This window comes from Bradyrhizobium sp. USDA 376, assembly GCF_054063675.1.
The window spans coordinates 4,992,644-5,005,469 of sequence record NZ_JBSSGN010000001.1 but is presented as its reverse complement, the minus strand read 5'-3'; the positions used below and the strand labels follow the sequence as shown (position 1 = coordinate 5,005,469).

The window sequence follows — 12,826 nt, the reverse complement described above, 5'->3', positions numbered from 1 at the left end:
TTCAACCTCTGGCGATGTCAGCCATCGCGGCACGGCTGCCGCGATCGACCTCGCGCAGCAGCTTGTAGACCTCGCGCTTGCGCGTGTGAAAGGCGGCCATGTCGGGCGCGGTCGGCTCGCTCTTGCGTCCCAGCGCCGACATTTTTGCCATGGTCTCGCCGATCGAGGCATAGGCGCCGCCGGCGACCGCCCCGAGCATCGCGGCGCCCAGCAGCACCGGCTCTTTCGTTTGCGGCAGCGCGACGGTGAGGCCGGTGGTGTCGGCCATGATCTGCCGCACCAGCGGGCTGCGACTGGCGCCGCCGCCCATGATCATGAGGCTGGAGCGGACCCCATGCGCCGCAAAGGCCTCGATCACCTCGGCGAGGCCATAGGCGAGCCCGCAGAGACCGGCGACGAACAGCCGCTCCATCGACGCGATATCGGTGTCAAGGTCGAGCCCCGCGATCACCGCGCGGGTGTCGGGGTCGGCATAGGGCGAGCGGTTGCCGATGAATTCGGGCAGCACATGAATGTCACGCGCGAGCAGCGCGGCACGGCTGGCATCGCCGGCACGCGCGATGATGCGGCGCTCGAGGAAATCGATGAGGTCGAGGCCTTCGCTGCGCGCCGCCGCGCTCGCATCAGCGTGGCCCGGATGCGACTTGAGCAAATGGTCGATCGCAGCGCCTGCGGCGGACTGGCCGCCTTCGTTGAGCCAGAACTCGGGCACCATGCCGGAATAATAGGGACCCCACACGCCCGGCACGAAGCACGGCTGCTTCGTCGTCGCCATGATGCAGGCCGACGTTCCCATGATGTAGGCGAGCCGATCACTCACATCGCTCGCGCCGCCCGCCCCGTCGCGGCCGCCGATCGCACCGATGCCGCCGGCATGGGCATCGATCAGGGAGGCCCCGACCGGCGTGCCCGGCGTCAGGCCGAGCTCGGCTGCGGCTGCCGGCGTGAGACCCGCGCCGAGGCGCGTACCGGGCGCAACGATGTCGGTGCCGATGCGGGCGTATGCCTCGTTGACGAAGTCGGACAGACCGATGCGCTTGAAGAACGGCGCGCTCCAGCCGCCGCCGTCATGGGCCAGATAGTTCCACTTGCAGGTGACGGTGCAGGTCGAACGCTGCAGCGCGCCGGTCGCGCGCCAGGTCAGATAGTCGGCCAGATCGAAGAAGTGACCTGCGGCGTCGAAACTCGCGCGCAGATGCCGCTTCAGCCATAGCAGCTTCGGCATCTCCATCTCCGGCGAGATCGAGCCGCCGACATAGCGCAGCACGGCGTCCTCGGTCTCGTTGATCAGCCGTGCTTCGGCCGTGGCGCGGTGGTCCATCCAGACGATGACGTTGCGCTGCGCTTCGCCGGAGGCGCTGACGGTGAGCGGCTCGCCTTGCGGATCAAGCACCACGAGGGAACACGTGGCGTCAAAGCCGATGCCGCCGATACTGTCGGGCGCAATCGCTGCTTCCGCCATCGCGACCCGCACCGATTTGGCGCAGGCCTCCCAGATGTCCTGGGACGACTGCTCGACGATATCGCCGGCCTCGTGCCAAATCCGGATCGGATGCCGGGCGGTTGCGAGCAAGGTGCCGGCCTCGTCAAACACCCCTGCCCGCGTGCTCGTGGTCCCCACGTCGACGCCGATATACGCTCGCGGCATTGTCACTCCCGGTCGCTTTCCGTCCGTTTTGACGGTGAGCCTACCAGCAAGTGTAGCCGCCATCCACCAGCACGATGCTGCCGGTCATCAGGCTCGCGGCCTCCGAGGAAAGGAACAGCACGACGGAGGCGATCTCCTCGACCTGCCCCATCCGCGCCATCGGGGTTCCGCCGATCCAGGCGTCGTACATCTTCGGATTGCTCTTCACGAAGGCGTTGAGCGGCGTCTCGATATAGGTCGGCGCCACCGCATTGACGCGGATGCCGCGCGCGCCCCATTCGGCGGCCAGCGACTTGGTCAGATGGTGCACGGCGGCCTTGGAGGCGTTGTAAAAGCACTGCTCCTGCGGCTTGTTGACGATGAAGCCGGACATCGAGCCGACATTGACGATGGCGCCGCTTTTCGCCTTCAGCATATGCTTGCCGAACTCGCGGCAGCACCAGAAAGTGCCGTTGAGATTGACGTCGATGACGTTGAGCCAATGCTCGTCGGTGACGGTCTCGGCCGGCGTCTCGCTGCGCGCGATGCCGGCATTGTTGACGAGGATGTCGACCTTGCCGTGGCGGGCGACGAGGTCGTTCGCGACTTCCGCCACGCGCCTAGTGTCGGTCACGTCCATGATCGTGGTCTCGACGTCAAAACCCTTCGCCTTCAGGCTGGCTTTGGCGCTGTCGGCGACCTTGCTGTCACGGTCGCCGATAATGACCCTGGCGCCGGCCTCGGCCAGCGCCTCGGCGCAGCCAAGGCCGATGCCCTGCCCGCCGCCGGTGATGAACGCGGTCTTGCCGTTCAATCTGAATTTTTCCAGGTACATGGTGGTATTTCCGTTTCTTGCCGTTGTCTTGCCGTTTCTTGTTAGCCTCGAAGGGCGTTGCCGCCCTCATCGAAGCGGTGAATGCGCTGGGGGTCCGGCACCAGCGAGACGCGGTCGCCGGCGTGCAGGCTCAATTCGCCGATATAGCGCGCGGTCAGCATGCCAAGCGGCCCGGCATCGACATAAAGGAACGTGTCGCTGCCGAGATGCTCGGCGACCGCGATCGTTCCCTGCCAGCCGCCTCCGCCGTCGCGCTCGATCTTCAGATGTTCCGGCCGTACGCCAATCGTCGCCGCCCCCTTCTGCAAGGCGAGCTCACCGGTGACAAAGTTCATCTTGGGCGAGCCGATGAAGCCGGCGACGAAGAGATTGGCGGGCCGCTCGTAAAGCTCCAGCGGCGAGCCGTATTGCTCGATCTTGCCGCCATTGAGCACGACGATCTTGTCAGCCATGGTCATGGCCTCGACCTGGTCGTGGGTGACGTAGATCGCGGTGGTGCCTAGCTGCTTCTGCAGCCGCGTCACCTCGATGCGCATCTGCACGCGCAGCGCGGCGTCGAGATTGGACAGCGGCTCGTCGAACAGGAACGCCTTGGGCTCGCGCACGATGGCGCGGCCGATCGCGACGCGCTGGCGCTGGCCGCCGGAGAGCTCGCGCGGCTTGCGGTCGAGATAGGGCGTGAGGTTCAGCGTCGCGGCGGCCGCCTCGACCTTGCGGTTGATCTCGTCCTTGGCAAGGCCGGCCATCTTGAGGCCGAAGCCGATATTGCCGCGCACGCTCATATGCGGATAGAGCGCGTAGGACTGGAACACCATCGACAGCCCGCGCTTTGCCGGCGGTGTGTCGACAACGTTCTTGCCGTCGATCAGGATCTTGCCGCCGCTGACATCCTCGAGCCCCGCGATCAGCCGCAGCAGCGTGGTCTTGCCGCAGCCGGAGGGACCGACGAACACCACGAAGGAGCCGTCGGCGATGTCGAGGTCGGCGCCCTTGATGATGTGCACGGGGCCGAAGGATTTCTGCACGCCCTGAAGTGTGATCTGACCCATGGCAGCCCCTCTTACTTCACCGCGCCAAAGGTGAGCCCGCGCACGAGCTGCTTCTGGCTGAACCAACCGAGGACGAGAATGGGCGCGATCGCCAGCGTCGAGGCCGCCGACAGCTTTGCCCAGAACAGCCCTTCCGGGCTCGAATAGGACGCGATGAACGTGGTCAGCGGCGCCGCGTTCGAGGTCGACAGGTTCAGCGTCCAGAACGCCTCGTTCCAGGCCAGGATCAGGTTGAGCAGCAAGGTCGAGGCGAGGCCCGGGATCGCCATCGGCGTCAGCACATAGACCAGCTCGCGGCCGATGGTGGCGCCGTCCATGCGCGCGGCCTCTAAGATATCGCGCGGGATCTCCTTGAAATAGGTGAAGAGCATCCAGATCACGATCGGCAGATTGCCGAGGCAGAGGATGAAGACCAGGCCGATGCGGGAATCGAGCAAACCGAACGTCTTGTAGATCAGGTAGATCGGCACCAGCACGCCGACCGGCGGCATCATCTTGGTCGAGAGCATCCAGAGCAGGATGTCCTTGGTGCGCTTGGTCGGCGAAAACGCCATCGACCAGGCCGCGGGGATCGCGATCAAGAGCGCGATCAGCGTCGAGCCGCCGGCGATGATGATCGAGTTCATCGCGTGGTGGAAATAGTCGCTGCGCTCCTGCACGGTCGCATAGTTCTCGGTGGTCCAGTGGAAGAACAGGAAGGACGGCGGGATCGCGAAGGCTTCGAGCTCCGTCTTGAAGCTCGCCAGCACCATCCACAGGATCGGGAAGAAGATCAGGAAGCCAAAGAACCACGCCCCGATCGTCGATATGACCACCCGCTGTCTCGTCGCCATCCGCGCCATGCTTCAAGCCTCCAGGTTGCGGCCGACGATGCGGACGAGGAAGAAGGCGACGATGTTGGCGATCACCACCGCGACGAGACCGCCGGCCGAAGCGCTGCCGACGTCGAACTGGATCAGCGCCTGCGCATAGATCAGGAAGGCGATGTTGGTGGTCTGCAGGCCCGGTCCGCCGCCGGTGGTGACGAAGATCTCGGCGAACACGGTGAGCAGGAAGATGGTCTCGATCAGGATCACCACGGTGATGGGGCGCGCCAGGTGCGGCAGCGTGATGTAGATGAAGGTCGAGATCGCGCTGGCGCCGTCCATCTCGGCGGCCTCCTTCTGCTCCTCGTCGAGCGATTGCAGCGCGGTCAGCAGGATCAGCGTCGCGAACGGCAGCCATTGCCAGGCGACGATCAGGATCACCGAGAACAGCGGCACGTCGTTGAACCAGTCGATCGGCGTCAGCCCGACCAGTTTTGCCAGCCAGGCGAACAGGCCGGAGACCGGGTGCATCAGCAGGTTCTTCCAGACCAGCGCACTCACCGTCGGCATCACGAAGAACGGCGCGATCACCATCAGCCGCACGAAATTGCGCCCGATCACGGGCTGGTCGAGCAGCAGCGCCAGGGGAATGCCGAGCAGGATGGTCAGCGCCAGCACCGAGCCGACCAGCACCAGCGTGTTCCGGAGCGAGGCAAGGAAGGCGGGATCGGTGAGGAAGTAGCGGAAGTTTTCCAGCCCGATGAATTCTTCCGAGCCGGGATCGAGCAGACTGTAATGCAGCGTCGAGAAATAGATCGTCAGCGCGAGCGGGACGATCATCCAGATGAACAGCAGCCCGACGGCCGGGGTCAGGAGCGACCGCGCAAGAAACTGCGTCTGCCGGGTTGCCATCCTTGGCTCTCCGCTGGGAGAAGGAGGCGGCCATCCAGCAAGGATGGATGGCCGCAAGTTTGAGCTCAGGAGGAAGAGCTCGGGTTCACTTGATGTAGCCGGCGCGCTTCATCTCGCGCTCGGTTGCGGATTGGGCCGCCGAGAGCGCCGCGTCAACGGTGGTCGATCCCGCGAGCGCCGCCGAGAACTGCTGGCCCACCTGGGTGCCGATGCCCTGGAATTCGGGAATCGCGGCGTATTGCACGCCGACATAGGGAACGGGCTTCACCGTCGGCTTGTTGGGATCAGCGGCGTCGATCGAGGCCAGCGTCAGCTTTGCAAACGGCGCGACCTTCAGATACTCATCGTTCTGGTAGAGCGAGGTGCGCGTGCCCGGGGGCACGTTGGCCCAGCCATCCTTCGAGGCCACCAGCTTGGTGTAGTCCTTGCTGGTTGCCCAGGCGATGAACTTCTCGGCCGCCTCCGTCTTCTTGGAGCCGGCCGGGATTGCGAGATTCCAGGCCCACAGCCAGTTGGCGTTCTTGCCGAGCCCGGTGTTGGGCGCGAGCGCGAAGCCGACCTTGTCGGCGACCTTGGAGTCCTTGGGGTTGGTGACAAAGGACGCCGCGACCGTGGCGTCGATCCACATCGCGCATTTGCCGGCGTTGAACAGCGCCAGGTTCTCGTTGAAGCCGTTGGAGCTCGCGCCGGGAGGGCCGGCTTCCTTCATCAGGTTGACGTAGGTGGTGAGCGTCGTCTTCCATTCCGGCGTGTTGAACTGCGGCTCCCACTTCTCGTCGAACCAGCGCGCGCCGTAGGAATTGGCCATCGCCGAAAGGAAGGCCATGTTCTCGCCCCACCCGGCCTTGCCGCGCAGGCAGATGCCGTAGGTGCCGGCGTTCTTGTCGGTGAGCTTCTTGGCGGCATCGATCACGAAGTCCCAGGTCGGCTTCTCCGGCATCTTCAGGCCGGCCTTCTCGAACAGATCGGTGCGGTACATCACCATCGAGCTCTCGCCGTAGAACGGCGCCGCGTAGAGCTTGCCGTCGGCGGAGACCGCATCCTTGATCTTCGGCAAGAGGTCGGCGACGTCGTAATCGGCGCCGAGATTGGCCAGCGGCACCAGCCAGCCCTTCTTGGCCCAGATCGGCACCTCATAGGTGCCGATGGTGAGGACGTCGAACTGGCCGCCCTTGGTGGCGATGTCGGTGGTGACCCGCTGGCGCAGCACGTTCTCCTCCAGCGTCACCCATTTCACGGTGATATCAGGATTCTTCTTGGTGAACTCCCCCGTCAGCCCCTGCATGCGGATCATGTCGCCATTGTTGACGGTGGCGATCGTCAGGGTCGTTTCGGCCATCGCGGGGACGGCCAGCAGAACAGACGCGGCGCAGACGGCGCCGAGGACATGTTTCACGGTGACCTCCCTTGGACTCGCGCTTTTGAGCATATGCCCACGCGTTGAGCGTATGTTCAACTGAGGCACGGTGCTTGTCAAGCAGGCGCGTGGGCGTTCCAGCAACTTATGAGTGCTGCGGTGCGGGAGGGATGGGAGGTTTTGCGGGTGCGGAAGCGATGTTGTCCGGAACGAATGCCGCGGCTTGCTCCACCTCTCCCGCTTGCGGGAGAGGTCGTATCGCATCGAAGATGCGATACGGGTGAGGGTTTTCGCCTTTTGGGGAGTCTTGCCAGCGGAGACACCCTCTCCCCACCCCTCTCCCGCAGGCGGGAGAGGGAGCGGAGTCCCGCTGCCGCGCCAGCCCGCCCCTACCGCTCCAGGATCGCCCTTGCGGTGGCCTCGTCCGTGATCAGGCCATTGATCAGGCCGCCGCTCAGCGCGGCTGCAATCGCCGGGACCTTGGCCGCGCCGACCGCGGCGCCGATCGTCGTGGTCTTCGCCGGCACTTCCGGCGGAATGCTGGTGAGGCGCTTGTTGGTGCCGGCCTTGAGCAGGCGGCCCTTTGCATCATAGGCCCAGCCCGTGATCTCCCCGATTGCGCCCAGGCGCATCATCTCGAACAATTCGTCGCGGGTGACGAAGCCATCGACGTGCACCTGCGCCTTCTGGTCCATCTGGCCGATGCCGACGAGGCGCAAGTCGGCCCTGGCCGCGACCGCCTTGACCTTGGCGATCGGCTCGATGCGCACCATCTTGTTGCGCTCGTCCTCCGACGACATCAGGAACGGCAGCGGCATCGGGTAGTGCCGGGCGCCGGTGCGGTCGGCGAGTCGGCCGACGGTGTCGTAGAAGCTCGCCGAGCCGTCGGCGGAGATGTTGCCGACCAGCGAGACGATCTGGTGATTGGGCCGCTCGATCGGCGTGACGCGCTCGACCGCGGCACGCACCGCCCGCCCCGTGCCGAGCGCGACGATGACGGGCGTTTCCGAGCGCAGCGTGGAATCGAGCAGATTGGCGCAGCGCTCGGCGATGCCTGCGGTTGCCTGCGGCGCGGCAGGATCCGCCGGCACCACCTCGCAATGAACGAGCTCGAACCGTTGCTTCAGGCGCGCCGCCAGCTCCATGCAGGCGGCGATGGGGTGTTCGAGCCGGAAGGTGATGAGCCGCTCGGCGAGGCACAGCGAGACCAGCCGCTGCGCCGAGGCGCGCGAGACCTGAAGCATTTTTGCGATCTCGTCCTGGGTGTGGCCGGCAATGAAATAGAGCCAACCGGCACGCGCGGCGTCGTCGAGTCTCGACTTGTCGTTCTCGGCGGCCATGCGGGCTTACACCTCCCAGAAATCGCTCATGCGCGTGAAGACCCGATCGGCCCCGGCGGCGGACAATATAGCCCGGCCGTCGCGGCTGCGATAATGGCCGCCGCCGACAAATCCCCAGACGGTCATGCCGGCCGCCTTGCCCGCCTGCACGCCGCTGACGCTGTCCTCGATCACCAGCGTGCGTGAGGGCGGTGTGCGCATGTTCTCGGCCGCATGGAGAAAAAGATCGGGCGCGGGCTTGCCGTGCCTGACCATCTGCGCGGTGTAGAGCCGATCGCCGAAATGTGCCCGAAGACCGGTGACGTCGAGCGAGAGCGAGACGCGATCAATGTCGCTGGATGAAGCGACGCAGAACGGCACGGTCAGCCCCGAGATCACCGCCTCCACCCCGGGGATCGGCTCGAGCGAGCCGGCAAACGTCTCCAGCACACGCGACTTCAGTCGCGGCAGGAAGCTGTCCGGCACGACCTGGCCGAGATCGCGGTAGTGCTGCTCGATCGCCTTGGTGCTACGTCCGAGAAACATCTCGAGCGCCTGCGCCTCGCTGAGCACGAGACCGAATTCGGCCAGCACCTCGGACAGGCAGCGACAGCTCAAGAGTTCGCTGTCGACGAGCACGCCGTCGCAGTCGAAGATGATCAGATCGGGTTCTGGCCGGCCCAAGTCCATCCGACCATTCGATCATATACCCACGCTATGAGCAATAGCTCAGGCAGGAACACGGCGCCGCGGCCGTTCCCGCGTCAATGCGCCACCTGCCGGTAGATCGCCGGCAGCGCCGCGGGCAATCGCTTGATGTTGCCGACGATCGCATAGCCGCTCCGGCCGAACAGCGTCGGAAAATAGGATTGCGCCGCCGCGTCGATCGTCACGCCGAACACCGCGATGCCGAGCCGGCGCGCTTCGTGCACGGACTTCCTGGTGTCTTCGACCGCAAAGCGCCCCTCATAGTGGTCGACGTCGTTCGGCTTGCCGTCGGTGAGGACGAGCAGCAGCTTCTTGCGCTGCGGCTGGCGCGCAAGCTCGGCCGAGGCGTGGCGGACCGCCGCGCCGATCCGCGTGTAATAGCCGGGCTTGAGCGCGCCGATGCGGCGCTCGACCACGCCGCTCATCGGCTCGCCGAACGCCTTGACCGTTTCGAGCCGCACCCAGGAGCGCCGGCGCGAAGTGAAGGTCAGGATGCTGTGGTGATCGCCGCAGGCCGACAGCCCGTGCGCAAGTACGAGCAGCGCCTCCTTCTCGACATCGAGCACCCGGTAGCCATTGACCCAGGCATCCGTCGACAGCGAGACGTCGACGAGCAGCGTGACGGCGAGATCATGCCCCTGCGGGCGCATCGCCATGTGGACACGATCGAGACCAGCGCTGCTGCCGGCGCGGAGGTCACACCTCGCACGGACCAGCGCATCGAGGTCGAGGTCATGTCCGTCGGCCTGGGCCCACATCAATTCATGGCGCGGCCGCAGGACCTCGAAGCGGCGACGCACCTGGCGGACGTGGCGGCGCATGGTCTCGTCAGGCGTCCAGCTCTCGCCGGTCTCCGACGCCGGAGATGCGAGCACGCGGCAATGATCGGGCAGATAGGAGCTGCTGCGATAATCCCATTCGGGATAGGTCAGGTCCGCATTGAGGCGCGAGGCATCAAGGGCCTCCGGCGGCAGGTCGAGATCGAACTTGAACCGGCTCGCCGGCTTGCCGCTGCGGCGGCTGAGCGTGATCTCCTCGAGATCGTCGGCCGCCTTCTGCGCGTCCTCGTCCTCGCTGTCATCGGCCGGGCGATCGACATTGACCATCTCGGCCATCGCCAGGATTTTTTCGAAGCGGTTGAGCACGAAGGGATCGCGGCGATTGGCCCCGTCCTCACGCTCGCGCACAGCAAAGCGCTTGCGACTGTCCTCGCTCGCGGGCTCCGCACCAGCAGCGCATTCGTCCTCGCCGGCATGTGCAGGCGACAGCTCGCGGGTCCGGCAATCGCCCCACAGCGGGCACGGCAGGATCGGACGATAGCCCGGTGGCGCCTTGTCCGGCAGCGGTCCCGTTCCCATCATGGCCGGCCACAATTTCCCTGCGGGCGCAGGTCCCGCGCCGAGCAGGGCCAAAACGATCTGCTCGACCTCCTGCTCGATGCGAGGCAGCGGCCGCCGCGGCCGGGCTTCGGCGGTTGCCGCGGCAAGCTGCCCATAGTCGGCGACGAGCCCGGGAAACTGCGTGAGCACGAAGACCGCCGTTTCGGCGGCGCGGCGCAGCACGAGCAGATCGCGCCGGAGCGGATCGGTCTCGGCGATCGCCTCGATCGGCGCGACCGCGAACCATGCCGCGAGCCAGCGATAGAGGCATGCATTGAGCTCGCGGTCGGCGAAAATCGCGATGCTGTCCGGCAGGAAGATCGTCGCGGCGTCGCGGCCCGGCTGCTCGAGGCGCTCGTCGCCGAGACCGATGCGTTGCCGCCAGCCGAGCCGGTGCCCGGACTTGCGCGCGCCGGCGCTCGCGATCTGCACGCCCGCCTCACCGCCGAGCGCGCGGAACATCACCGCAAGCCGGCCTCTCACCTCGGCAAGCGAGACTGCATGATCGGCGTGAACCGGGTAGCTGGCGGTGCCGCCGACCATTTTGTGCCAGGCGCGGCCGACCGTCTCCTCAAGTTCGAGGAAGTCGAGCATGGGACCCGCCTCACCCGATCACGGCACGTGCGACGTCGAGCAGCGCGGCCTTGACGTCGGCATCGTCGGTCAGAGGCTCGATCATGCCTGCGAGCACGGCATCCGCCGCCGACATGCCCGCGGCAATCAAGGTGGCGCAATAGACCACGAGGCGGGTCGAGACGCCCTCCTCCAGATCATGGCCCTTGAGCGCGCGCAGCCGGCCGGCCAGCGCAACCAGTGGCCGCACGCGATCCGGCGACAGTCCGCTCTCGGCCGCGACCACTGCGATCTCCTGCTCCGGGGCTAAGAAGCCGAACTCGATGGCGACGAAGCGTTGCCGCGTCGAGGGCTTGAGCGCCTTCAGCAGGGTCTGGTAGCCGGGGTTGTAGGAGACCACGAGCATGAATCTCTCTGGCGCGGCGAGCTCCTCGCCGGTGCGCTCCAGCGGCAGGATGCGGCGATCGTCGGTGAGGGGATGCAGCACCACCGTGACGTCCTTGCGCGCCTCCACGACCTCGTCGAGATAGCAGATGCCGCCCTCGCGCACCGCCCGCGTCAATGGACCGTCGGCCCACACTGTATCGCCGCCCCGCAGCAGATAGCGGCCGGTGAGATCAGCCGCGGTGAGATCGTCGTGACAAGCGACTGTGTGGAGCGGCAATCCGAGCCGTGCCGCCATATGCGCGACGAAGCGGGTCTTGCCGCAGCCGGTCGGGCCCTTGAGCAGGACCGGAAGCTGATGCCGCCAGGCGTGCTCGAACAGCGCGCATTCGTTGCCGCTTGCGACATAGGGCGGCAGCGCCGGTGCCGGTGCCGTGACAGCGTGAAGGGCAGCTTTCATGGTCATTCTCCACAATTCACATTGAGACGGCGGCCGCGGCGAACCGCGGCCGCCATGTGCGTTTACTCGGCCGGTTGCAGCGCGGCGGGAATGGCCGCCGTCTTCTCGCGGCCCGGCACCAGCACCGCCCAGACGAACATCAGCGCGGAGATCGCGACGAACACGCCGGAGCCGAGCCGGATCCAGTAGAAGAAGGCGAGCTGGTCCTGCACGTCCATGTAGCCCTGGCCGAGCACGCGCTGGAGGTGGACCTGGATCACGCCGGCGAAGGTCAGCGCGAACGTCATGGTCATCATGGCCGTGCACATGATCCAGAAGCTCGCCATGCTGAGCCACTGGTTATAGGGCGCGCGTCCCTTGAGCTGCGGGATCGCGTAGGCCATGACGGACAGGTTGAGCATCACATAGGCGCCGAAGAAGGCGAGATGGCCGTGCGCCGCCGTGACCTGGGTGCCGTGGGTGTAGTAATTCACCGAGGACAGCGTGTGCAGGAAGCCCCAGACGCCGGCGCCGAGGAACGCCATCACCGAGCAGCCGACCGACCACAGCAGCGCGGCGCGGTTCGGATGCTTGCGGCCGGCCTTCCAGGTCATCTGCACCGTGAAGATCACCATGGTGAAGAAGGGTGCGACTTCCAGCGTGGAGAACAGCGAGCCGATCCACTGCCAGTAGCCGGGCGCGCCGATCCAGTAGAAATGATGGCCGGTGCCGAGGATGCCGGAGAACAGCGCGAGTCCGATGATGACGTACAGCCACTTCTCCACGACCTCGCGATCGATGCCGTTGAGCTTGATCATGAGATAGGCGAGCACGGAAGCCATGATCAGCTCCCAGACGCCCTCGACCCAGAGATGGACGACGTACCACCAGTACATCTTGTCGACCGCGAGATTCGACGGGTTGTAGAAGGCGAACAGGAAGAAGATCGCAACGCCCCACAGGCCGAACAGCAGGATGTTCGTGACCGTGGTCTTGCGCCCCTTCAGTGCCGTCATGGTGACGTTGAACAGGAACATCAGGCAGACGACGACGATGCCGACCTTGATGATGAAGGGCTGCTCAAGGAATTCGCGGCCCTCGTGGTAGTGGAAGAGATAGCCGACCACGGCCACACCTGCCGCGCCGAAGAACATCCAGAACTGGATCTTCGCGAGTAGCGGGCTGTAGAGCTCGGTCTCGGTTTCCTCAGGCAGCAGGAAATAGGTCGCGCCCATGAAGCCGATCAGCGACCACACGATCAGCGCGTTGGTGTGGATCATCCTGACGATGTTGAACGGCAGGAGCGTCGACAGCGTGTTGGGCAGGACGTAGATGGTTCCGGCGAGCAGGCCGAACAGGACCTGGGCCAGGAACAGGGTCAGCGCGCCGTAGAAATACAGCATCGCGACTTTCTGGGTTTGGTATTTCATTTCGGGTT

General features: G+C 65.6%; 11 protein-coding genes. All 11 read right to left on the bottom strand.

What is annotated here, in order from left to right:
* Position 1 precedes the first annotated feature (1 nt).
* A complete protein-coding gene (locus ACVJ19_RS23335) occupies positions 2 to 1,648 on the bottom strand; it encodes an FGGY-family carbohydrate kinase (RefSeq protein ID WP_453951367.1) in 1,647 nt (548 codons plus the stop codon).
* 40 nt (positions 1,649 to 1,688) lie between these two features.
* The gene (locus ACVJ19_RS23330; protein WP_453951366.1) at positions 1,689 to 2,462 is read right to left on the bottom strand and encodes an SDR family NAD(P)-dependent oxidoreductase; all 774 of its coding nucleotides are present in this window, start codon (positions 2,460 to 2,462) and stop codon (positions 1,689 to 1,691) included.
* Positions 2,463 to 2,503: 41 nt separating this feature from the next.
* Positions 2,504 to 3,511 (bottom strand): ABC transporter ATP-binding protein, encoded by a 1,008-nt coding sequence (locus ACVJ19_RS23325; protein WP_453951364.1) that lies wholly within the window; start codon positions 3,509 to 3,511, stop codon positions 2,504 to 2,506.
* Between the two features lie 11 nt (positions 3,512 to 3,522).
* Positions 3,523 to 4,353, bottom strand: a complete 831-nt coding sequence (locus ACVJ19_RS23320) for a carbohydrate ABC transporter permease (RefSeq protein WP_453951363.1) — start codon at positions 4,351 to 4,353, stop codon at positions 3,523 to 3,525.
* Between the two features lie 3 nt (positions 4,354 to 4,356).
* Positions 4,357 to 5,229, bottom strand: coding sequence for a carbohydrate ABC transporter permease (locus ACVJ19_RS23315; protein ID WP_453951361.1), 873 nt, complete (start codon positions 5,227 to 5,229; stop codon positions 4,357 to 4,359).
* A gap of 85 nt (positions 5,230 to 5,314) precedes the next feature.
* The gene (locus ACVJ19_RS23310; RefSeq protein ID WP_453951360.1) at positions 5,315 to 6,658 is read right to left on the bottom strand and encodes an ABC transporter substrate-binding protein; all 1,344 of its coding nucleotides are present in this window, start codon (positions 6,656 to 6,658) and stop codon (positions 5,315 to 5,317) included.
* Positions 6,659 to 6,975: 317 nt separating this feature from the next.
* Positions 6,976 to 7,926: a sugar-binding transcriptional regulator gene (locus ACVJ19_RS23305; protein WP_453951358.1), complete on the bottom strand. Its 951-nt coding sequence runs from the start codon at positions 7,924 to 7,926 to the stop codon at positions 6,976 to 6,978.
* A gap of 6 nt (positions 7,927 to 7,932) precedes the next feature.
* Positions 7,933 to 8,595, bottom strand: coding sequence for an HAD family hydrolase (locus ACVJ19_RS23300; protein ID WP_453951357.1), 663 nt, complete (start codon positions 8,593 to 8,595; stop codon positions 7,933 to 7,935).
* Positions 8,596 to 8,669: 74 nt separating this feature from the next.
* The gene (locus tag ACVJ19_RS23295) at positions 8,670 to 10,586 is read right to left on the bottom strand and encodes a VWA domain-containing protein (protein WP_453951355.1); all 1,917 of its coding nucleotides are present in this window, start codon (positions 10,584 to 10,586) and stop codon (positions 8,670 to 8,672) included.
* 10 nt (positions 10,587 to 10,596) lie between these two features.
* On the bottom strand, positions 10,597 to 11,409 hold the full coding sequence (locus tag ACVJ19_RS23290; protein ID WP_453951352.1) for an AAA family ATPase: 813 nt from the start codon (positions 11,407 to 11,409) through the stop codon (positions 10,597 to 10,599).
* 62 nt (positions 11,410 to 11,471) lie between these two features.
* The gene (locus ACVJ19_RS23285; protein WP_453951350.1) at positions 11,472 to 12,818 is read right to left on the bottom strand and encodes a cbb3-type cytochrome c oxidase subunit I; all 1,347 of its coding nucleotides are present in this window, start codon (positions 12,816 to 12,818) and stop codon (positions 11,472 to 11,474) included.
* Positions 12,819 to 12,826: the final 8 nt, after the last annotated feature.